A 22,581-nucleotide genomic window follows, 5' to 3' on the forward strand; every position below is an offset into this window, starting at 1 on the left:
CTCAAGCACGCGCGCTCATCCAAGCCTTGAGCTCCTCCAGCGGCATTGCCTTGGCATAGAGCCAGCCCTGCACAATCGGGCAGCCATGCTGGCGCAGGAACTCGGCTTGCCCAGGGGTTTCAACGCCCTCGGCGATGATCTCCGCACCGATGTGCTGGCCCAAGGCCAGCACCGTTTCGACAAAGCCTTCGCCCTTTGCTGCGCCGATCTGGCTCACAAAGGCGCGGTCTATCTTCAAGGCATCGATGGGCAAGGCGCTCAGTTGAGACAAGGACGAATAGCCGGTGCCGAAGTCATCCAGCGCCACCCGCACCCCTTGCTCGCGCAGCGCAACCAGGGTCGACACCACCAACGCGGGTTCATCCATGGCGATGCTTTCGGTGATCTCCAACTCCAGCGTACCGGCGGGCAGGGCGTGGCGAGCCTGCACCTCGGCCACCTGCTCTTGCAAGTCGCCGCTGCGGAATTGCGGCATGCTGACATTGACGCTGATGCGCGGCGGCGCGCCGGCAAAGCCCTGCAAGTAGCGCCAGTCCTGCGCCGCCCGGTGCAGCGCCCATAGCCCCAACTCCACGATCAAGCCCGCCTGTTCGGCCAGCGGCACAAACACCGCCGGCGACTCGACCATGCCGCCAGCACCATCCGGCCAGCGCATCAAAGCCTCGAGGCCGACCAAACGGCCATCCTGTAGCCCCAGTTGTGGCTGATACCAAAGCTCCAAGCGCTGGGCCTGGATCGCCGCGCGCAAGGCACGCAGCAAAGCCAGGCGCCCGGCCGTCTGCTCTTCCATGATGGGATCAAAAATCACCAATTGCGCCTGCGCACCGAGCCGCGCCCTTGCCAGCGCAATATTGGCGCGCCGCAAAGCGGCAAGGCCCGATCCTTGATGGCCAGGCAAAGCGTAATAGCCGGCCGCAAAAGCCACCGGCAGCCGGTGCTCACAGGCCTGCACCCCGGCCTCAAACAGCGGCCGTGATTGCTCGGGCCCGAGTTCGGCCACGGGGCCCACCAAACCAAACACATCACCACTGAGCCTCGCCACCCGGGTTTGCGCCGAGAAACTCGCGCGCAGACCTGCGGCAATCGCTTTCAGATAGGCATTGCCGATCTCATGACCGAGGCCGTTATTGAGCTCCGAGAATCGTCTGACGTCGAGCAGCAACACCGCTTGCGCAGGGCCCTGCCCCGCGTCCTGGGCAAGTGCCAGCGACTCGACATCCTTGACAAACTGCACCCGGTTGGCCAGGCCGGTCAGCCCGTCCATAAACGCCAGCCGATTCAACTCACCGATCAAATGCACATTGCCAAAATAGGCCGACAAATTGGTGGCGAAAACTTCCACCAATTGCCGGTCAATGGCCGCCAGGGGTTGATGCGCACGCATATAGACGGCTGCCTCATGGCCGTCTGCAGACAGATATAAAACCGTGCAGGCAGCGCCAAACTGATGCTGGCGCAAGCGCAGCGCCTCGGTCACCGCCTCACGCACAGCCGTATCGGCCAACTTGTCCAGGGTGCAGCTGAGGTAATCCGCCAACTGCCCGCCTGCGCTGATGACATAAAAGGTATCGGCTCGCTCACCACGCTTTTCCTCGCCGCGGTGCACGCACACCAGGCCATCGCGCGGCAGACCCAGGAGCGCAGCCAATTGCGTCAGCACGCCCTCGGCGAAGCTCAGCATCGCGTGCCGCTCCATCAAGTCGGCCGAGGAGCGCACGATCAGCTCCAGCCCACGGCGGCTCTCGGCAATCATGCGGATTTGATCAAAAGAGCGCAGCGCCGCCGTCACAGCCGTGATCAGCCGGGTCTGCGTCAACTCGCTTTTGGTGCGGTAATCATTGATGTCATAGGCTTCGATGATGGGCAACTCGGGCGCCGAACCGGGTTGGCCGGTGCGCAAGATGATGCGGGTCGACAGCATCTGACACTCGCGCCGGATGTACTCCACCAGGTTCAGCCCGGCTTGTGCATCTTCCATCACCACATCCAACAACACGAGCGCGAAGTCACGGTCATGCGCCAACAGCGCGCGCGTCTCGGCACCCGAATAGGTGTGCAGCAAGATCAAATTCCGACCCAGGACCCGTGCGCGCCGGAACGCATAGTCGGTGGCCCGGTGCACCTCTTCATCGTCATCCACCACCAGGACCCGCCAAGCAACTTGCCCGTCCAGCTCGGGGTCATTCGGTGCATCGGTCAGGATGAGTTGGTCTTCATCGGGCATTGGCTTAAGCTCCACAACAAGAGGCGAATCCACGCGGCGAATCAGATGTTATGCCAATCCTTGCGCCACTCGAAGCGTTGAAAAAGGGCCTCAATACAAATGTAATTTCAGCCTTTTCGGCCTTGACCCTTGGCGAGCAAGGGTCAATACTAGCCGCCATTCATTCATGGCTGCGGCCAAAGGCATCGCCCGATGAAAAATACCGGTCTGGGCTTGTTGGGGCTGATGGGGCCGCCGGGGCTGGTGGGGCTCTTAGGGCTGATAGGGCTGTTGCCCGCCAGCTCGCTGGCCCAAAGCCCGCCGCCGGAGCCCGCGCAGTTCGGCATGTCGCTGGAGCAGTTGGCCGAGATCAAGGTGGAGTCGGCCAGCTTGGTGGCCACCAGCCTGGCGCGCGCACCGGCCATCATTTCAGTGATTGCGCGCGAGGAAATGGAAGCCTGGGGCGACCGCTCGGTGGCCGATGCACTGGCCCGGGTGCCAGGCCTCTACCGGGTCGACACACAAGGCTTTCAAGATGTCGGCGTGCGCGGCCTGTTTGGCGGCCAACGCAGTTGGAACCGCCAGTTCAAGCTCCTGATCGACGGCCAGCCGCAAGCCTTCCGACCCGACGCCAGCAATTTCCTCAGCCCCGGCTTGCTGCCCATGAGCAGTGTTGACCGCATCGAAGTGGTGCGCGGCCCCAGCTCGGCGCTCTACGGCGCCGACGCTTTTTTGGCCACCGTCAATGTGATCACGCGCAAAGACCATGTCGGCGCCAGCGAGGCCAGCGCCAAGCTGCGGGCCTATGCAGGCAGCGCAAATGGTGTGGATGCCAGCATCAGCGGCGGCAATGGGCGCTTAGGGCTGTTGTTCGCCGTACAGGCCGAACACTACGAACTCAATGGCCTGCAACTGCCAGACAGCTCGCCGCTGTTGGGTGCGCTGCCGGCGCTGCGCGGGGTCGAGTCCAGCGACGCGCGCCTGCAGCCGATCTCGCTACTGGGCCGCGCCAGCTTTGAGACCGAAGCGCTCAAACACCAGTTGGAGCTGAACTACTCGCGCATCGACAGCGTGGCAGAGTTTCTCGACTTCGGCGTGCTCAGCCACAAGAATCGCTATGCCCAGTACCGCGCTCAACTCGGTTGGCAAAGCCAGTGGGACATCGGCCCGAGCTGGCAGGCCAAGTTCCGCTGGAACGTCGCCCGCTCCGGCCCCGCCTCCACCGAGCGGCTGGAGACCGGCACCAGCAGCTACCCCAAGCGTGAATTCTCCTCCACGGCCAATGACCTGGGCCTCAACTTCAACTGGGCACTCAACCCGGAGCATGGCCTGAGTTTTGGCGCCGACCGCACCGTCGACAATCAAGACAGCATGCAAGTGCTGCTGGTGGCGCCCAATGGCAGCCGCAGCCTGAGCGGCAAAGCCAGCACCGCCATGCACCTGAGCAATACCGGCGTGTTCGCCCAGTACCTCTGGCAAACCACCGACAAGCTGGGGCTGAGCGCCAATTGGCGGCTGGACGATCACAATCAATTTGGCCGCAATACCAACTGGCGCGCCGCCGCCGTGTATGAACACAGCCGCGAACTCAACGCCAAGCTGATCTGGAGCACGTCTTACAAAGCGCCCAGCGTATTTGACCTCTTGGCCCAGCCGCTCTACGGTGGCGACGTGATCGGCAACCTCAAGCTACGCGCCGAAACCGCCAGCAACACCGAGTTGCAAGTCAATTGGCGGCCCAGCCCCAGGCTGCAGCTCACGGCCAATGTCTACCAGCTCGAAGTGAAAGACAAGATCGAGCTGCAGCAGACCGGTCTCAACTACCAGCCTGTCAATCGGGGCCGCTTCTCTGGCCAAGGTGCAGAGCTGGATGGCAGTTATGAAGAAGGCGCGCACCGCTTTGGCATCGCCTGGACAGGGCTGAACATGAGTGAGCGAGATCCGGTCCCGCTGGTCGGCGACTTGGTCAGGCCACCCGAGCGCTTCCCCGAACAGTCGGTACGTGCCGAGTGGCGCTGGCATTCGGGCAAATTTGGTCAATGGGCGACCGAGTTGCTGTATGCGTCCAAGCGTCACGCCAGCTTCAGCAATGCGTTCGCCAATTTCCTAACGCCCTATTCACTGGCCCCGAGTACCCGCCTGAACTTGGTCTGGACGCAGGTCTTTTTCAGCAGCCACGAACTGCAGCTGCGCTTGGACAACCTGCTCAACGCCAACTACTCCGAGCCCGGCTATGGCAGCGTCGACTTCCCCGGCAAAGGCCGCAGCGCGTTGCTGAGCTACCGCTACCGTTGGAATTGAACGCTATGAAATCAGATTGCAAACTCAAGCCTGGGGTCGCGGCCATTTTTTTGAGCGCTGCCGGCCTGCTGAGCAGTTGTGGCGGCGGTGGAGTCGATGGCAGCTCGGCCCGGGCCGAGGGTGCGACCGGTAGCCTGCGCCCAGGCATTCAGGGTGAGCTGATGTTGGGCTTCATGCTGCCCTACAGCGGCACAACGTCCGCAAGCTACGACGTTCGAGAGCGCTATTTGAGGCTGGCCGTGGCCGAAATCAATGCGGGCGGAGGCGTCAATGGCAAGACCCTCGGCTATATGGTGCGCGACACCAAGGCCGGCACGGCTGAAGGTGCCGCTGCCGTCGCCGGCGAATACCTTGATTTGGTCAACGCAGGCTGCTTTGGCATCATCGGGCCGCTGACGAGTGCGGAAGTCCTGCCGCTGGTGCCGACCGTTGTCAAAACCGGCGTGCCCATCATCACCACCGGTGCCAGCTCTTCGGCCCTCAGCAGCCTGGACCGGGGAAGTCCGGTGATGGTTTACCGCATCATCGCGTCCGACGCCTTTTCGGGGCAAGTGGCGGCACAGATCGCCCGCAAAGAGGGTAAGCAAACGGTAGCCCTGATCTATTCCGACGACACCTTCGGTCGCTCAATCAGCGCCTCCTTTGGAAATTCGTTCGTCGCCCGAGGCGGCCAGGTTATCGCCAAATCGGCTTACCCCGTGGGCAAAACATCAGGCTTTGCCGATGTGGTCGCAAAGGCTTTTGCGAACGGCAATCCGGATGCGATCTATGTCGGCGGTCTGTCAGCCGAGATTGTGGGCTTGAGCAAGGACTTGGCACTCAACAACAACCGCCCGCGCCCTGCGCTGTACGGTGTCAGCTCACTCAGCAATGCCCAATTCGTTTCAACGGCAGACGCATCCGTGATTGAGAACATGCTGATCATGGGCGCCGACAGCAACCCCAAGCGACCGGAGTATCTAGCCTTTGTTGATCTCTACACCAAAGCCTATGGTGTTGCACCTGAAACGGGCGTTAGCCCATCCGGCTACGACGCGGCCTATCTGTTCGCGCTCGCTGCACAAGCAGGCGGCAGTACGGCAGGGGCCTCGATGGCGCAATGGCTTGGCCCGGTGTCGCGGGCCGACACGGCCACGCCCTTGAAAATCATCCCCGGTCAGTTTTCAGTCGCCCGCAATTCGCCCGGGCAAGACTGGGACTACGACGGCGCCAAATCTGGCATCAATTGGGATAGCACCGGTGATGTCAGCACCGGCTCCTTCATCGTATACCGGGTCTTGCGCAACTCAGCCGGGCAACTGATCTTGACGCAGGTGGATCAAGTCACGCCGGATTGAGCAAAGCGGCAAGGTTTGAATGGCGCTGTTGCGCGCACCTGGCCCGTGAACACCCTGAGCCGCTCGACTTGAGAGCAGTCGCCATGCTGCTCCACCTCCTCAGCCGCGCAACTTGAACGCAGCCACCGACGCCACCAACTGCGCGGCCTGATCGCGCAGGCTTTGCGCGGCCGCCGCCGATTCCTCCACCAGCGCGGCGTTTTGCTGCGTCATCTTGTCCAGCTCATTGACCGCTTGCCCAATCTCGCCCAAGGTCAGCGCCTGCGCTGAAGTAGAGCTGGAAATCTCGGCCACGATCTGCGTCACGCGCTGCACGCTTTGCACCACTTCGCCGATGGTGTCGCCGGTGTCTTGCACCAGTTTGGCGCCGCTCTCCACCTTGTCCACCGAGGTGGAGATCAGGGTCTTGATCTCGCGCGCCGCCTGTGCGCTGCGTTGCGCCAGCGAGCGCACTTCGCTGGCCACCACCGCGAAGCCGCGGCCTTGCTCACCGGCGCGCGCTGCCTCCACCGCAGCATTCAGGGCCAAGATATTGGTCTGGAAGGCGATACTGTCGATCACGCCGATGATGTCGGAGATTTTGTTCGACGACTGTTGAATCTCATTCATCGTCGCCACCACTCTGCTGACCATCGCGCCGCCCCGGTCCGCCACAGCGGAAGCCGTCTGCGCCAAGCTGTCCGCTTGGCGCGCCGCTTCCGCGTTGCTGCGCACGCCCTCGCTGAGCTGCTGCATCGCCGCACCGGTTTGCTCCAGGCTGCTGGCGGCATGCTCGGTGCGGTTGGAAAGGTCCATATTGCCGGTGGCGATTTCGGCCGAGGCAATGCGCACCTGCTCGGCGGCGCTGCGCACGCCCGAAATCGTGCGGGACAACTGCTGCTGCATCTGCTGCAGCGACTGCGTCAAGCTGGCCATCTCGTCCCGGCCTTCAATCGGCACTTCGTGCGTCAGATCGCCGTCGGCGATGCTCTCGGACAGCACCTGCGCACGCTCGACCGGGGCCGTCACGGACCGCGTGATGGCCAGCGCAATGCCGATGCCAATCAGCGTCGCGGTACCCGACAGCAGCAATACCCAACTCACCACAGAATTGGCCTCATCGCTGGCTTGCTGGCGCGCATCCTGCAGGCGCTCGCGCTTGTATTCGGCATAGTCATTGATCGCGTCGGTATAGGTATCCATGGCGGGAATCAACTCAGCCACCACCCGCGCACGAATGTCTTGCCCCTCTTTTTTAGCCTTGGCCAAGTCGTCGCGCAGGGCTTGGTACTGCTTGCGGGTCATGGCAATTTTGTCGCTCAAACGCTCGCTTTGCGGCGTCTTGCTGAGCTGCGTTAATTCCTCTTGAACCTTGTCCACCCTTGCGCTGGTCTCTTTGGACTTGCGGGTGAATGCCTTGACGAATGCCTCGTCGTCAATTGCCAGCGTGGCGATGCGACGCTGAATATTTGACTCGGACATGCCTGCCCATTGGCGCGCCAGATCCAGCGCGTGCGAGTCCACATCGACAAGGTGCTCGATGCTGGCATTGAGTTGTTTGACCCGCAACACGCCTATCAGCGAACCCACCAATAGCAAACCCATCACGACGGCAAAGCCCGCCAATACTCGGGTTCGCAGCTTCATGTTTTGGATAGTTTTCATGATGATGTCCTTGGCCTGTGCTTGGGCTTGCATGGCTGTCTGCACCGCGCGTCCTGAGCGTGAGCCAGCAGCGGGATTGTGGCGCTTTACTGGATCTCGGGCTCCACCGAGCATGGCCGGCAAAGCCTTTCACTTCTTGCATACCCGCGCGTGGCGGCAAAAAATCGACAATCAGGGCCGCAGCGCGCCCATCGCCAGTTGCAGGCCCCGCGCCAAGCCGTCCGCGTCATAGGAGCGGCCACTTTGCGCAGACAAGCTCGGCAGCAGGGTGGCCAGCGCATCACCCAAGGCCGACTTTTGCCCCGCTTGCAAGGCATCAAACAATGCCGCCACCGCACGCGTAAATTCAGCTTGCGCCTGCTGCTGCTTTTCAAAGTTATGCAGATTGTCAAACGCCCAGGTGATCTTGCTGCAGAACAACTCCAGCAGGCTGCGCTGGGCGTCCACCAGCGGCCAGGGCGCTGACACCAGAATGACAAACTCATGGCCCTCGGGCGTGGCCACAAACAACACATCCAGCGGGTGCTCAAAATGGCTCTTGTGATCGACAAAGGCGCGCGCCGTGGCCGCAGCGATCGGCGCCGGCACCTGGCTCATTTGGTTGATGCCGGCATAGCTGCCGGTGGCCGCCATCACCACCGGCGCGATTTCGCCATGCACGCCGGTCTGGCGCAAGCAAATCACACCGTCGGCGCCGACATCCAGGATCGCACTGATCTGATTCAGCACACCGGAGGCAAATTCGCGCAGCGAGCGCACGTGATAGAGGTCGCTTGAGGCGTCCAGAATGCGCTCAAGCCCGCGCCGGTTGCGCTCTATCATGACCAGGCTCTCGTAGGTGCGCAGCGAGGCGATCACCGTGGTGAAGAGCTTTTGCTGGCTCATATCGGTCTTGCACTTGTAGTCGTTGATGTCGTACTGCACGATCACATCACTCTCGGGCGCCTGGCCCGGCTGACCGGTGCGCAGGACGATGCGCGACAAATGATTGCCCAAATCTTCCCGCACCTGACGCGCCATGCGCAGGCCGGCGTCGTCGGTCTCCATCATCACGTCGAGCAGGATCAGCGCAATATCGGGCTCCCGCCGCATCGTCATCACGCCTTCCAATGCCGAGTAGGCCGACAACACCTGCAGCTTGCGACCTTTGTAGCTGACAGACATCAGGGCCAGCTTGGTGGACGCGTGCACATCCGGCTCGTCATCAACAATCAAGACCCGCCAGGGTGCAGCGTCCAGCGGATTACTCTTGCTCGCCGCGCCCGCCTCTGGTGGTTCATCCAACAACCACATTTCATCGGCCGCGTTCGGTTCATTGACTTGACTCATGGGCACGTCTCTTCTCTGCTGAAGTGGGGCCTTAGCCCATGCTGCCGAACTTGGGCGCCACCCTGGGCAGGCTGATCAAGAACTTGGTGCCCTGGCCAGGCTGGCTGAGCAAGCGCACCTGGCCGCCCAGGGTGTTGGTGATCAGGTTGTAGACAATGTTCAACCCCAAGCCGCTACCGCCTGCATGGCGCTGGGTGGTGAAGAAAGGGTCGAAGACCCGACCCAGATGCTCGGGCGCAATGCCCTGGCCATTGTCGGCAAACTCGATGTCCAGCTGCTCGCCGCTCTGGCTGATGTCTATCGTGACCAAGCCAGCCGCAGCCCCATCAAAAGCATGACGCTGAGCATTCAGCAGCAAATTGGTCAGAACCTGCGAGAAGGCACCGGGGTAGCTGTCCATCTCCAGGCCTTCGGGGCAATGCAACTCAATCTGCATGGGGCTGCGCTTGAGTTCGGCGCGCAAGCTCAACAGCAACTCCTCGATATAGGCGCGCACACGGAAGCTGCGCCGGGCTTCACTGGTCTGGTCCACCGCGACTTGTTTGAAGCTACGCACCAGGCTGGCTACTTTGTGGGCATTGGAGGTCAAGAGTGCACTGCATTCCATGGCCGTCTGCACATAATCATGCAAGACTTGCTTGCGCAAGCTGCCTCCCGCCATTTGACTGGCCAGGTCCTTGGTGGCCGCCTCCAAGGTGGTGGCGCAGGTCAGCGACACCCCCACAGGCGTATTGATCTCATGCGCCACGCCCGCGACCAAGCCACCCAGGCTGGCCATGCGTTCAGACTGCAAAAGCAACTCCGACGTCGCCGCCAATTGCGTGAACACCTGCTCGGTGGGGCGCAACACCGCGCGGCGAATCATCACGAAAAAGGTGGCCATGCCGCCCACAAGCCCGAGCGCCAAACCACCAAGGGCGACACGAACTGCCTGTTGCGCGCTTTGCTGGGCCTCGTGATCGGCCAACTTGGCGCGTTCGGCAGCGCGATCAGAGATCGCATCCAAGGCGTCCAGCAAGGGCCGATCGGCGCCGCGCACCGAAGCATCCGCGCGCTGAGGGTGGAATCCATCGGCCTCAAATTGCTGCCGTGCCTGTGCGTAGGCCCGGCCCAGAGCTTGGTGCGCTTGCAAGGCGGCATCAATCGCCGAGATATCCGAAGCCGGCTGCAAGCTCGACTCGCGCAAGGCCAGCAGCCCCTTTTGCACGGCCTGTTCGCGCGCCTGCACCACCTCCCAGAGTAGTGCCGCATCGGCGCTGCTATTGCTGCGCAGCAAGAGGTTTTTCCACTCTTGCACCTGCCATTTGAATTCGAGCGCCACGTCCAGCATGCGCTCGGCCCGCTCATGCTCGGGCAAAGCCTCGCCGCTGTATTGCTCCAAGGCTCGCCAAAGTCCATGGCCGCCGTAGATGGTGAAGCCGGCGATCATGGCGAAAGCCAGGGCTGCGATCAGCAGCAGATCACGAAAAATTCGTTTGGCGCTTTGGCTCATTGATGCAATCCGCTATTCAGCGAGAGCCAAAAAAACCTTGCACTAGAGCTTGAACACCGCCACCGAGCGGGCCAACTCATCCGCCTGTAACTGCAAGCTCTGCGCCGCAGCGGCAGACTGCTCCACCAGCGCCGCGTTTTGCTGCGTCATGGTGTCGAGTTGCGTGATGGCCATGCCGATCTGCGAAATGCCGCTGCTTTGCTCACCGGTGGCATGGCTGATCTCAGCCACTATGGAACCCACCCGGCCGATCGAGGCGATCACTTCTTGCATGGTGTCGCCGGCCCGGCCCACCAAGGCCGCGCCCGCCTCAACGCTCTCGCCGCTGGCGGTAATCAGACCTTTGATCTCTTTGGCCGCCTCGGCCGAACGCTGTGCCAGGCTGCGCACCTCGCTGGCCACCACCGCAAAGCCGCGCCCTTGCTCGCCGGCACGCGCCGCTTCCACGGCCGCATTCAGCGCCAGGATATTGGTTTGAAAGGCGATGCCGTCGATCACCGAGATGATGTCGCTGATCTTGTTGGACGAGGTACTGATGCGGCTCATCGTTGCAACCACTTCACCCACCACTTCACCGCCGCGCTGCGCCACCTGCGCGGCATCCACCGCCAGCTGATTCGCCTGCCGCGCTGAATCGGCGTTATGCCTGACGCTGGCGGTTAGCTCCTCCATCGCCGAGGCGGTTTCCTCCAGATTGGAAGCGGCCTGCTCAGTGCGGTGGCTGAGATCATGCCCACCCGCCGCGACCTGGGCGGAAGCGGTGGCGATACTGTCGGTCGCATTACGTACATTGCTCACTACATCGCGCAGCGAACTCTGCATGGCCTTGACGCCACGCATCAAGTCGCCGGTTTCGCATTTGCCGTGCGCGACGATGTCCTCACTCAGGTCCTGCGCGGCGATGCGCTCGGCCGACTGCTGCACTTCGTCCAAAGGCTGCAATATCGAGCGCAGATTGAAGAAGGTGTAAACACCAATCATCACCATGCCGCCAATCAAGACAAAGATGAGGCTGCGCCGAACCGTGACCTCGTTAGCAGCGATGGTCTCCACCTCGTGCACCGCATCTTTGTCGATGGAGGCCACCATTTCGTCCAGCTTGGCCTCCATGGGCCGAATCGCCTTCTTTGCGGCGCTCAGGGCCTTGTTCGCGCTGGCCGGGTCGGCAAAGGCCTTTTCCCCCAGCTTGACCGTAAAGCTGTCCATCTCATTCTTGTAGGCCTTCATGCCGGCGACGATGTCGCGCAACTCATCCTGCACGTCTTTGGGCACATCCAGCTTATTCAGCCCGTCCAGCGCCTTGTCCAGCGCCGCATAACTTCTAACCCAATCGGCGCGATATTTGTCGACCGCTGCCGCGTCGTCGAGGTTGAGCGCCATGTCTTTTTCATAACGGCGCAAATTACCGGCCTCGGCCCGGATCTTGGAGGTGAAGTTCAGCGACTGGTTGTCGTTGTCCACAAAATGCACGAAGGAATACTTGGCTTGGTTCAGGCTGTAGAGGCCGGTGAGTCCGACGATCAAAAGCATCATCATCGAAATGCCGGCCAGGGCATACAAACGGGCGCGTACAGTGAAATCTTGCAGATTCATGAACCACACTCCTGGGCAGAAGAACTCCAGCGACCAATATATTTGATTCGCCTATCGCACGGAAGAGGCTTGAAAAAATAACTTTGGAAAGTTATGTGCTCCAGCCACAAGGCAAGACCTGACCCTACGCACTGAGTTCAGAGCTTGAACACCGCCACCGATTTGGCCAAATCCTCGGCTTGCACCTGCAGGCTCTGCGCGGCGGCAGCGGACTGTTCGACCAAGGCGGCGTTCTGTTGCGTCATGGTGTCGAGTTGGGTGATGGCTTGACCGATTTGCGCAATGCCGGTGCTTTGTTCGCCCGTAGCATGGCTGATTTCGGCGACGATGGAGCTGACGCGCCCGATCGAGCCAATCACTTCTTGCATGGTTTGCCCGGCGCGCTCCACCAGCATGGCGCCGTTGTCCACCGCCTCGCCGCTGGCGGTGATCAAACCCTTGATCTCTTTGGCCGCCTCGGCCGAGCGCTGCGCCAGGCTGCGCACCTCGCTGGCCACCACCGCAAAGCCGCGCCCTTGCTCGCCGGCACGGGCCGCTTCCACAGCGGCGTTCAGCGCCAGGATATTGGTCTGAAACGCAATCCCGTCAATGGTAGAAATGATGTCGCTGATCTTGTGCGAGGACGCGCTGATGCGCTTCATGGTGTCGACCACCTCTCCCACCACCGTGCCGCCGCGCTCGGCCACTTGGGCAGCGTCCACCGCTAACTGATTGGCTTGACGGGCCGAGTCGGCATTGTGTTTGACGCTGGCCGTCAACTCTTCCATCGCGGAGGCCGTCTCTTCAAGGTTTGACGCCGCTTGTTCGGTGCGGTGGCTGAGATCTTGCCCGCCGGCGGCCACCTCGGCCGAGGCAGTGGCGATGCTGTCGGTGGCATTGCGAACATTGCCGACCACATCACGCAAAGAGGCCTGCATCGCCTGCACGCCGCGCATCAGGTCACTGGTTTCGCTTTGACCCCGCGCCTGGATACTCTCGCTCAAGTCCTGGCCGGCAATGCGCTCGGCCGACTGCTGGACTAGCCGCAAGGGCTGCAAAATCGAGTGAATATTGAAGAAGGTGAAGGCGCCAATGAAGAGCATCGCCAGCAATGACACCGCAATCAAAGCAACGCGCGTCCTGTCTTGCAAGGCCAGCGTCGCGCTCACCGCCGCAACCCCGGCCTTGTCCAGCGATTCGACCATTTCCCTGAGCTTTTGCTCGATCGGGCGAACCGCCTTCTTTGCGCCCTCAAGCGCCTTGTTGGCCGCGTCCGGGTCGGCAAAGGATTTGGCGCCAAGTTGCTTCATGAAGCTCTCCATCTCGGACTTGTAGGCGCCCAACAAGCCGTCGATGTCGGTATCGAGACGGCGCGTTTCGGGTTCCAGGTCCAGCTTGGCCAGTTCATGCAAGCCCTTGGTCGTAGCGGCATAGTTGGCGGCCCAGTCTTCACGGTATTTTTCGATCGCTTTTTCGTCTGCGAGATTGATCACCATGTCTTTCTCAAAGCGACGCAGATTGCCAACGCTGGCGCGAATGCCAGAGATCAAATTGAGCGATGCGTTGTCATCGTCGGCAAAGTGAACGAAGGAGGCTCTGGCCTGATTCAGGCTGTACAGACCCGTGCCGGCTACGGCAGCCAGCATCAGCATGGCGAAGATCGCTAAGGCATACAAGCGGGCACGTACCGTGAAATCCTGCAAATTCATGACCAGCACTCCTGGGTGACATTCGAGACACTCAATATAGGCGCATCACCCAGCACGCCAAAGCGCGTTAAAGCAACACTTCGGGCGCCTATTTCCGCGTTGTCAGCGTCGCCAAGTCCGCCACCCGGACCAGGGTCAATCCGAAAATATTCATTGAAAAGTAATATTGTTATAAATACCAATCAAATACCCCTCATACAAGGGGGTAGTTAGAACAAAGCAGTTCCCTAGAATGCGACACGGCCCAAAAAGCACATCAGCGAAGCGGCTACCACAACGACGCCCAAGGGGAGCTCCATGAATCGCAAGACTTTGAATCAATTTTCCGGACTTAAATTGGTATCTATTGCCGCCGGCCTCTTGATGGCTGCCGGTGCCAACGCTGCCGTCATCGACCTCGGCGCTGCCCAGGGCTTCAGCGGCTTTTTCTTCGGCAATGTGAGTGCTGCGGCCGACGTTGAAGGCCGCTTGGCCGTCGGCGGCGATCTGACATCGGGCTTCGACATTGGCTATCGCAACGCTTATGGTTCGAGCGCGCCGTCGTTGATCGTCAAGGGCGGCGTATCGCTGACCAATGCGGGCGGCGTCAAAACCGGCATGATTTACAACGGCCCGAACTCCAATATCGATACCAACGCCTCGATTGGCCCCAGCGCGGCCACCTGGGTGCCCGGCGAGGTCAAGACCGGTGGCATCGTCTATGGCAGCAGCCTGACGGCAGCCGACTGGCAATACAGCTCGGCCACCAAGAACGCCAACTACATCGACTTCTCGGCCGCTAAGAACCAGTTGACAGGTTTGTCCACCCAACTGTCCGGCTTGGCGCAGAACGGCAGTTGGGCGATCGAAAACGGTGGACTGAAGCTGACCGGCGACGGCACAGACAAGCCGCAAGTCTTCAATATCGGCAACAGCTCGCTGGCGTTTGGCCTCTCATTCGCCAACATCAAGGCCGGCGCCGCTGTGGTGATCAACAGCACGCTGAAGAATGTTGACTTCAACGGCGACTTTGGCGGCGACAAGGCCAACAGCCCAGACGCCGTGGCGCAGCACCGCGACCGCATCATCTTCAATCTGGGCCAGGCCACCGACTTGAATGTGCGCACCTTTTTGAACGGCAGCGTGCTGGCCGTTGCCGCCAACGTGATCGGCTCCGGCCACCTGGAAGGCACTTTGATCGCCAATTCGCTGCGCGCCGGCGCGCCGGACGCGAACAACCCGAATGGTGCCAAGCTGGAGTTGGGCTACGAGCCCTTCAAAGGCATCACCAGCGCGGTCCCCGAGCCAGTCAGCTATGCGCTGATGCTGGCCGGTTTGGGAGCGCTTGGCTTGGTATCGCGCCGCCGCTTGAAGATCTAAGGCAACAGGTACTTTGAATTGCAAAAGGCTCCCCAGGGAGCCTTTTTTTCGTTGAAGCCAATCGAGCTTCAAACGCTGCGTCGGCGCCGCACGAAAAAGAATGCCGCCGCCACGACCGCGACCGCAATGCCGGCGATCAAGGTATTCAACCAGTTCTGCGCGCTGTCACGCGCAGCCAATTTGGCTTCGAGTTGCTCCATTTCCAGCTTCAAGGCCTGATGATCAGCCTGCAGCGCGCTGAACTGCGCCTGCGCGCGCTGCAAGCGGGCGGGGCCATCTTGTGCCATCAACAAATCGGCCGGCCCGGCGGCACGCCCGACGTCAATCGACATCAAGAGGCTGGCTCCAGGTGCATCAGGGCGCACATAAAAAGGCTGCTCCTTGGCCGCTTTCAGGGGCTTGCGCGAGCTCAAAGCCAAGGTGGCCGAGCCATCGAGGTCACTGTCAAAGCGCCAGCGCAAGCCCGGTGTTTCGGCATCCATCATGGTCAGCGGCGGCAGGCTTGCATCACCCAAACGCAACAGACTGCGCGGCCGCGCTGCCCGCTGCTCGGAGCGAAGCTTGTGAGCACGCGCTGGGCGGGCCGCCTCGCCAGGCAAGTTGAATTGATCGATTGCGGCAGGCTCGCCGGAGACAAGCTTGAAGCCCCCCGCAGGCGGCGTCATTGAATGCACTGGATCGACCAAGGCCATGACCTGTTGGGCCGGGCAACCCAAACTGAGCACCAGCACCGGCTCCTGCATCACGAGCTTGGAGCGCACCCAAATCAGCGCCGAAGCGGCGTCAGCGCCCTTCAACAAACTCTGCTGCACATCGCTGCCAGCCAAGCGGCTGTCGCCCGCATCGACCGCGAGCCTCAAACAGTTGAGGGAGCGCGCCTCACCGGGCGCCCAGCGCACCGGCAACTGCAAGGACAGTGGCTGCCCCAGGCCGGACAACATTTGCACCGCCCCGATCTCCAGGCCCTGGGCGGCCGACCAACTGCTCAAGGCCAGGACCCCGCATATCAGCCGCGCGCCACCGAACTTGGCCCATGCTGCGGACTGAAAAATCAAAGCGGGGCAGCGATCCATGCAGGCAGGTAGATGTGGTCAAGGCTGAAGAAAAAATTATGGGCAAAACGTTTCAGTCAGGCCCATGTCCGGCGGCCACTCTAGCATGCAAGCAGCCCGCTCGAGCGGCTTCGCACACGGTGTCGCCACTACAATCGCTCCAAACCATTTCAGCCGCGCCATGACTCCATTCACCGCAGTGTCGACCCCTTTCTCGCTTCGCTCGATTTGCCTAGCGGCTGCGCTGCTGATGAGTTCCGCTTGGGCTTTGGCCGATGAAGTCAGCGATGTGCAGGCCATACTGGCCAGCGGCAAGTCGGCCGAGGGGCTGAAAAAGGTCGATCAACTCTTGCTGGCCAAGCCCAATGACCCCCGCCTGCGCCTGCAGCGCGGCATCGCGCTGTCGATGCAGAACCGTCAGGCCGAGGCGATCGTGGTGTTTCAAAAGCTGATCGAGAGCCATCCCGAATTGCCCGGGCCGTACAACAACTTGGCCGTTTTGTACGGCAACCAAGGTGACTACGAAAAGGCTCGCCAAGCGCTGGAGCTGGCGATTCGCACCAACCCGACCTATGCCACCGCCTTCCAGAACCTCGGCGACGTCTATGCCCGGCTGGCAGGTCAGGCCTATAAAAAGGCCTTGGCCCTGGACAAGTCCGACGGCAGCCTGCCGCTGAAATTGTCCGTGGTGCAAAACGTGTTTGAAGCCAGCGTTGACCCGCGCACGGGCAAGCCGGTGATGCCCGCAGCTGCTCCGGCGGCTGTCCCCACTCCAACACCCGCGCCCTCGGCGACCATGCTCGCCGCAGCGCCGGCGCCGACACCCGCCGCACCCCCTGCAGTTGTGGCCAAGCCCGCTGCATCGGCAATTGCCGCGGCACCAAAACCTGCACCAGCAACTGCACCTGCTCCAGCACCAGCACCCACACCATCGGCTGCACCAGCGCTTGCGGCAGCTGCAACCACGGTCGCGGCCGCCAAGTCCACCGCCGCACCGGTGGCCGCGACTGCATCCGCGCCCGCAACTGCGCCGCCGGTGGCCAAGGCCGAACCCGTGCGTCCCGATGCCGCCGAGCTGGACAAGCAGGCCGTCGAGAAGGCTTTGCGTGAATGGGCCAAGGCCTGGAGCTCGCGCAATATGGTGGCTTACTTCGACGCCTACGCGCCCGACTTCAAGGGCAAGGCGGCCAGCCGCAAGGCTTGGGAGCAAGAGCGTCGCGACCGCATCACCGGGAAGAAAAAAATCACCGTGACGCTGTCCGACCTGCGCATCAAGGTCAGTGGCAACAAGGCCACAGTTCACCTGCGCCAAGACTACAACTCGGATGCCTTGAGCGTGAAGAGCGGCAAGAATATCGAACTGGTGAAAAACAAATCCGGTGATTGGCAGATCACGCAAGAAGCATCAAGCTGATTCCCGAATTCTCTGCATGCTTTGACTGACATGAACGACGCGCAACAAGTCCCCGATCCAAACGCCAAAGTCAAACGGCCAGGCCAGGTTCGGGCCGCAGCGGCCCTAGCCATGGGCGGCACCGTCAAGCCGGTGCTGCTGGCCTCGCTCGGGCTGGTGGCCGTGTTGGGCGCGGTGGGCTATGTGTTTGCCAAAGTCGACTTCAAGGCCGGGTCCCCGGCCCTGAACTTTCCTTTGCCGACAAGTGACAGCTCGCCCACGCAGGCCATGTCCAAGAGCAGTCCGGCACAACGCCTGCTCCAAACCGACATCGATGGACAAACGCCCGAGGGTCAGTTGATCCTAGCCTATCAACATCTGGCGCGCGGCGACGAAGCTCAGGCCTTCAGCACCGCCGAGCAATTGGTCAAGCGTCAACCTGACTTTGCGCTGGCGCAACTGCTGCATGGGGACTTGCTGCTGGCCCGCAGCGGCCTGGCCGGAGCCGCCGCGCTCGGGCCCGAGGCCACGGCGAGCGCCGCCAACGGGGCCGCCGCTGCTGCGGCAGCTGGCAGCATCGAAGGTTTGCGTGCCGAGGCCAAGCTGCGCTTGGCCGCGCTGGTAGAGCGCCCACCCCAGAACGCCCTGCCTCGCCAGTTGTTGAATTTGTCGCCGGCGGTGCGCCATGCAGTCGTGGTCGACACCAGCCATGCCCGCCTGTACTTGTTTGAAAACGGTAGCGATGGCCTGAAGCTGCTGCGCGACAGCTATGTCTCGATCGGCAAGCTGGGCACCGGCAAGCTGCAGGAAGGCGATCAGCGCACGCCGCTGGGTATTTATCACGTCGGTGTGCGGCGTGACGAGGCGGCGGCCCGCTATGGCGCGGCCGCCTTGCCGCTGAACTACCCGAGCGAGTACGACCGCCTGCTGGGCCGTGGCGGCAGCAGCATCTGGCTGCACGGCGAGCGTGCCGGCAACTATGCACGCGGCCCGCAGTCCACCGATGGCTGCATCGTGCTCAGCAATGACGAGATGCGGGCACTCGCCGATGTCGTCGCCGCGCGTGAAACGCCGGTGGTGATTGTAGAAAACATCGACTGGGTCGACCGCAAACTGGCCGTCAAGTCGCCGCTCGATACGGGCTTCGAGCGGGCCTATCAGGCTTGGCAGCAGGCGCGCCTGAGCCAAGACGCGACCAGCCTGCGCGGTTTTTACGAGACCGGCTTGGAGCGTGGCTCGGACAGCGCCGCCGCCCGTCTGGATGCCAACCTCGCCCACATGGCCAAGCAAGAGCTGCCCGTGCAGTCACTCGAGCGCTTGAGCCTGCTGCCCTGGCCCGACCAGCCATCGGTGAAAATCGTCACCTACCGGGAACTGAGCCCGAACGGCGGCGCGCCCAAGCTCAAGCGCCAATACTGGCGTGAGAAAGACGGCCACTGGACAATCTTCTTCGACGGCTTGGTCAGCTGAACGGACAGCGCCCGTGCGAAAGGCACGTCGGCCGCAATAGGCGGCTCGACTACAATCAACCCGTCCCCGCCCTGCCCCTGTCCCCCATTTACAGCCACTGGAAAATACCATGTACCGCTGTGCCAAGTCTTTGATCTTGTCCGTCTGCGCAGCCACAGCGCTGAGCCTCAGCGCTCAAGCGCAGGCGCAGACCCACCGCCCCTTCCCTGCGCAGGCCTTGCGCGGCGACTTGGTGATTTTGCAAACACCCGATATCAGCCTCAACGGCCACTCTGCCAGGCTGGCACCCGGCGCCCGCGTGCGCGGCGACACCAATCTTTTGCAGCAACCGGCCTCGCTCAGCGGCGAAAAGTTGGTCGTGCACTACACACTGGACCCGTCCGGTCTGCTGATGGACGTGTGGGTACTGAACCCGGTCGAGCTGGCCAACAAGCCCTGGCCACGCAGCCAGCAAGAAGCCGAGAACTGGTCCTTCGACCAGGCTTCACAGGTCTGGACCAAGCGCTAGCCTGCGCCCATTTTCATTAACTTGCGGTCGGGCCAAGCGCCGGGCCGCCCCAAGCCGGCCCGCATCCCCTCGGGGGATCGGTCGGTGTACTCACCGAACGAGGGGCACCATGTCCAAAAAAGTCTTCATCAAAACCTTCGGCTGCCAAATGAACGAGTACGACTCGGGCAAGATGGCTGACGTGCTGGGCGCGGCCCAAGGCTACGAGAAAACCGACGATGTCGAGCAAGCCGATCTGATTCTATTCAACACCTGCTCGGTGCGCGAGAAGGCCCAGGAGAAGGTCTTCTCCGATCTGGGCCGGGTCAAGCATTTGAAGGAGAAAGGCGTGTTGATCGGCGTCGGCGGCTGCGTGGCCAGCCAAGAGGGTTCGGCCATCATCGACCGCGCACCCTATGTCGATCTGGTCTTCGGCCCGCAAACGCTACACCGCCTGCCGCAGATGATCAAGGCGCGCCAGGATGAACTGCGCCCGCAGGTCGACATCAGCTTCCCCGAGATCGAAAAGTTCGACAACCTGCCGCCCGCCAAGGTCGAGGGCGCCTCGGCCTACGTCTCCATCATGGAAGGCTGCTCCAAATACTGCTCCTACTGCGTCGTGCCCTACACGCGCGGAGAAGAGGTATCGCGGCCCTTTGACGACGTCTTGACCGAGATTGCCGGCCTGGCCGACCAAGGCGTGCTGGAGATCAATCTGCTCGGCCAAAACGTCAATGCCTACCGCGGCAAGATGGGTGACTCTGGCGAGTATGCGGATCTGGCCCTGCTGCTGGAATACGCGGCCGAGATCCCCGGCATCGAGCGCCTGCGCTTCACGACCAGCCACCCTAACGAGTTCAGTCAGCGGTTGGTGGATGCCTATGCCAAGATTCCGCAGCTGGTCAACCACCTGCATCTGCCGGTCCAGCATGGCAGCGACCGCATCCTGATGGCGATGAAGCGCGGCTACACCGGGCTGGAATTCAAAAGCACGATTCGCAAGCTGCGCGCGATCCGGCCGGACATCCGCATCGCCAGCGACTTCATCATCGGCTTCCCCGGCGAGACCGAGGACGACCACGCCAAGCTGATGAAGCTGGTCGACGAAGTCGGTTTCGACGCGTCGTTCAGCTTCATCTACAGCCAGCGTCCGGGCACGCCGGCGGCGAACCTGGAAGATCTGGTCACCTATCAGGTCAAGCTGCGCCGACTGCAGGAGTTGCAGGATGTGATCGAGGCCAATACGCTGGCGATCAGCCGGACCATGGTCGGCAAGACCCAGCGCATCCTGGTGACCGGCAATGCGCGCAAGGATGCGTCCGAGCTGATGGGCCGCACCGAATGCAACCGCATCGTCAACTTCAAGGGCCATCCGCGCCTGATGAACAAGCTGGTGGACGTCAACATCACCGAGGCTTTTGCGCATTCGCTGCGCGCCGAAGTCCTGACGGTAGCGGATGCTACTTCCGCAGTCTAAGGCCCAAAATCCATTGCGGCAGGGCGACGGTCAGCAACATCAGGCCGTAGCCCAGCATCTTGCCGTCACGCCCCAGCAGTGCCAAGGCAGCCAGCAAACCCAGGCTGCCGCCCAAGCCGCCCCAGAGCGCCAGCCTTCCCCAAGCCACGCTGCCATAGGACTGACGCCACAGCAGTTTGGCGGCCAGCGCCAGAATGGCGGCAACACCCCATGCCGGCGCAAAGAAGTTGGCGATATGCCAAAAGGCATCGAGTGGATTCACGAGGGGCTGGGCCTTGAAGGTCTGAAACGTACGGGGATTGGGGCTTGCTTGATGCAAATCAAGCTCGGTGCGACGGCGCAAAACAAAGCAATGCCGCGCCAAGTGAAAGTCAATTTTATAATCCCGCCATGACAGTGTTTGCCCTCGGCCTGAATCACAACTCCGCCCCGCTGGATTTGCGCGGGCGTTTTGCGTTCTCGCTGGAACAATTGGCGCCGACCTTGCATGGTTTTCGCGACCAGATTTTGGCCACCAAGCTGGGCAAATCCGGCCCCGAAGCGGCGATCCTGTCGACCTGCAATCGCACCGAACTCTATGTCGCCGGCCACCAGGCGATGGTGCAGCCGGCCGTGGACTGGTTGGCCCGTATCGGCGGCGTCAGCAGCGCCTCGCTGATGGATCATGCCTATGTGGTGGAAGGCAGCGCAGCGGCCCGCCATGCGTTTCGCGTCGCCAGCGGTCTGGACTCCATGGTCTTGGGTGAGCCGCAAATCCTCGGCCAGATGAAGCAGGCCGTGCGTGAAGCGACGCAGGCCGGCACCGTCGGCTCGACCTTGCATCAGCTGTTTCAGCGCGGCTTTTCGGTCGCCAAAGAGGTGCGCAGCTCGACCGAAATCGGCGCGCACTCGATCAGCATGGCGGCCGCCTCGGTGCGCTTGGCCGCGCAGTTGTTTGAAGACCTGAGTCAGATCAAGGTGCTGTTTGTGGGTGCGGGCGAAATGATCGAGTTGGTCGCCACCCACTTTGCCGCCAAGACGCCGAAGGCGATGGCGGTCGCCAACCGCACGCTGGAACGCGGTGAAAAACTCGCCGGTCGCTTGGGAGCCGAAGCGATTCGCTTGGCCGACCTGCCGCAGCGCCTGCACGAGTTTGACGCGGTGATTTCTTGCACCGCCAGCAGCCTGCCCTTGATCGGCCTGGGCGCCGTCGAGCGGGCACTCAAAGCCCGCAAGCACCGGCCCATGTTCATGGTCGATCTGGCGGTGCCGCGCGATATCGAGCCCGAAGTCGCCAAGCTCGACGACGTTTACCTCTACACCGTCGATGAATTGGCCGGTTTGGTGCAGTCGGCCGGCGAGAAGCGCCAGGCCGCCGTCGCGCAGGCCGAAGCCATCATCGAGACCGGCGTGCAAAGCTTTGTTCATTGGCTGGGTCAGCGCAATACCGTGCCCTTGATTCAGGCCTTGAACGCGCAGGCCGATGACTGGCGCGACCATGAAGTGGCACGTGCGCGCAAGCAGTTGGCGCGCGGCGCCAATGTCGAAGAAGTACTGGAAGCCTTGTCGCGCGGCCTGACGCAAAAGATGCTGCATGGCACCTTGGCCGAGTTGCATGCCAGCGACGGCGAGCACCGCGTGCAATTGGCGCAGACCGTCTCGCGGCTGTTTTTGCGCAGCAGCAGCCGCAATCCGGCGGAAACTCCCAGCGAGCATTAGCGGCGCGGCGCTCTCCATGCCCCCCGGCTCGCCGATTGCGCGCCGGCTCCTTGGCCCT

General features: G+C 62.0%; 16 protein-coding genes. 8 read left to right on the plus strand and 8 right to left on the minus strand.

The annotated features are described in order from the left end of the window. Window position 1: 1 nt before the first annotated feature. Window positions 2–2,224 carry an EAL domain-containing protein gene (locus tag LNV09_RS09625; protein WP_263556883.1) on the minus strand — a complete coding sequence of 741 codons (2,223 nt, stop codon included), beginning with the start codon at window positions 2,222–2,224 and terminating at the stop codon, window positions 2–4. Between the two features lie 192 nt (window positions 2,225–2,416). On the opposite strand from LNV09_RS09625, the gene LNV09_RS09630 reads away from it, so the two are divergent. Both LNV09_RS09630 and LNV09_RS09635 read left to right on the plus strand, forming a co-directional pair. Beyond that, the gene (locus LNV09_RS09630; protein ID WP_263556884.1) at window positions 2,417–4,504 is read left to right on the plus strand and encodes a TonB-dependent receptor plug domain-containing protein; all 2,088 of its coding nucleotides are present in this window, start codon (window positions 2,417–2,419) and stop codon (window positions 4,502–4,504) included. A gap of 5 nt (window positions 4,505–4,509) precedes the next feature. Then, on the plus strand, window positions 4,510–5,841 hold the full coding sequence (locus LNV09_RS09635) for an ABC transporter substrate-binding protein (RefSeq protein ID WP_263556885.1): 1,332 nt from the start codon (window positions 4,510–4,512) through the stop codon (window positions 5,839–5,841). A 99-nt stretch (window positions 5,842–5,940) separates the two neighbouring features. On the opposite strand, the gene LNV09_RS09640 is transcribed toward LNV09_RS09635, so the two are convergent. From LNV09_RS09640 to LNV09_RS24725, 5 genes are all read right to left on the minus strand, one after another. Next, window positions 5,941–7,485 carry a methyl-accepting chemotaxis protein gene (locus LNV09_RS09640; protein ID WP_263556886.1) on the minus strand — a complete coding sequence of 515 codons (1,545 nt, stop codon included), beginning with the start codon at window positions 7,483–7,485 and terminating at the stop codon, window positions 5,941–5,943. 171 nt (window positions 7,486–7,656) lie between these two features. Next, on the minus strand, window positions 7,657–8,814 hold the full coding sequence (locus tag LNV09_RS09645; protein ID WP_263556887.1) for a DUF3369 domain-containing protein: 1,158 nt from the start codon (window positions 8,812–8,814) through the stop codon (window positions 7,657–7,659). 31 nt (window positions 8,815–8,845) lie between these two features. Further along, window positions 8,846–10,306 (minus strand): sensor histidine kinase, encoded by a 1,461-nt coding sequence (locus tag LNV09_RS09650; protein WP_263556888.1) that lies wholly within the window; start codon window positions 10,304–10,306, stop codon window positions 8,846–8,848. A 42-nt stretch (window positions 10,307–10,348) separates the two neighbouring features. Then, entirely contained in the window at window positions 10,349–11,899 is a 1,551-nt protein-coding gene (locus tag LNV09_RS24720; protein WP_318023281.1) for a methyl-accepting chemotaxis protein, read from the minus strand. 137 nt (window positions 11,900–12,036) lie between these two features. Continuing rightward, a complete protein-coding gene (locus tag LNV09_RS24725) occupies window positions 12,037–13,587 on the minus strand; it encodes a methyl-accepting chemotaxis protein (protein ID WP_318023282.1) in 1,551 nt (516 codons plus the stop codon). Window positions 13,588–13,884: 297 nt separating this feature from the next. Between LNV09_RS24725 and LNV09_RS09675 the strand changes: the two genes are divergently transcribed. Further along, window positions 13,885–14,946, plus strand: coding sequence for a choice-of-anchor A family protein (locus tag LNV09_RS09675; RefSeq protein ID WP_263556889.1), 1,062 nt, complete (start codon window positions 13,885–13,887; stop codon window positions 14,944–14,946). 68 nt (window positions 14,947–15,014) lie between these two features. On the opposite strand, the gene LNV09_RS09680 is transcribed toward LNV09_RS09675, so the two are convergent. Then, complete coding sequence (locus LNV09_RS09680; protein WP_263556890.1) at window positions 15,015–16,019, minus strand: hypothetical protein; 1,005 nt, start codon at window positions 16,017–16,019, stop codon at window positions 15,015–15,017. Between the two features lie 160 nt (window positions 16,020–16,179). On the opposite strand from LNV09_RS09680, the gene LNV09_RS09685 reads away from it, so the two are divergent. The 4 genes from LNV09_RS09685 to miaB all read left to right on the plus strand — a co-directional run bounded on the left by LNV09_RS09685 (window position 16,180) and on the right by miaB (window position 20,825). Continuing rightward, on the plus strand, window positions 16,180–17,412 hold the full coding sequence (locus LNV09_RS09685) for a tetratricopeptide repeat protein (protein ID WP_263556891.1): 1,233 nt from the start codon (window positions 16,180–16,182) through the stop codon (window positions 17,410–17,412). Window positions 17,413–17,442: 30 nt separating this feature from the next. Further along, complete coding sequence (locus LNV09_RS09690; protein ID WP_263556892.1) at window positions 17,443–18,861, plus strand: L,D-transpeptidase family protein; 1,419 nt, start codon at window positions 17,443–17,445, stop codon at window positions 18,859–18,861. Between the two features lie 109 nt (window positions 18,862–18,970). Beyond that, window positions 18,971–19,369: a hypothetical protein gene (locus tag LNV09_RS09695; protein ID WP_263556893.1), complete on the plus strand. Its 399-nt coding sequence runs from the start codon at window positions 18,971–18,973 to the stop codon at window positions 19,367–19,369. Between the two features lie 109 nt (window positions 19,370–19,478). Then, window positions 19,479–20,825, plus strand: a complete 1,347-nt coding sequence (miaB, locus tag LNV09_RS09700; RefSeq protein ID WP_263556894.1) for a tRNA (N6-isopentenyl adenosine(37)-C2)-methylthiotransferase MiaB — start codon at window positions 19,479–19,481, stop codon at window positions 20,823–20,825. On the opposite strand, the gene LNV09_RS09705 is transcribed toward miaB, so the two are convergent. After that, the gene (locus tag LNV09_RS09705; RefSeq protein WP_263556895.1) at window positions 20,809–21,087 is read right to left on the minus strand and encodes a hypothetical protein; all 279 of its coding nucleotides are present in this window, start codon (window positions 21,085–21,087) and stop codon (window positions 20,809–20,811) included. The two genes, miaB and LNV09_RS09705, sit on opposite strands and share 17 nt — an antisense overlap. A 128-nt stretch (window positions 21,088–21,215) precedes the next feature. On the opposite strand from LNV09_RS09705, the gene hemA reads away from it, so the two are divergent. Next, window positions 21,216–22,523, plus strand: coding sequence for a glutamyl-tRNA reductase (gene hemA, locus LNV09_RS09710; protein WP_263556896.1), 1,308 nt, complete (start codon window positions 21,216–21,218; stop codon window positions 22,521–22,523). Window positions 22,524–22,581: the final 58 nt, after the last annotated feature.

It is taken from the genome of Paucibacter sp. B2R-40, from assembly GCF_025717555.1.
Classification (GTDB): domain Bacteria; phylum Pseudomonadota; class Gammaproteobacteria; order Burkholderiales; family Burkholderiaceae_C; genus Paucibacter_A.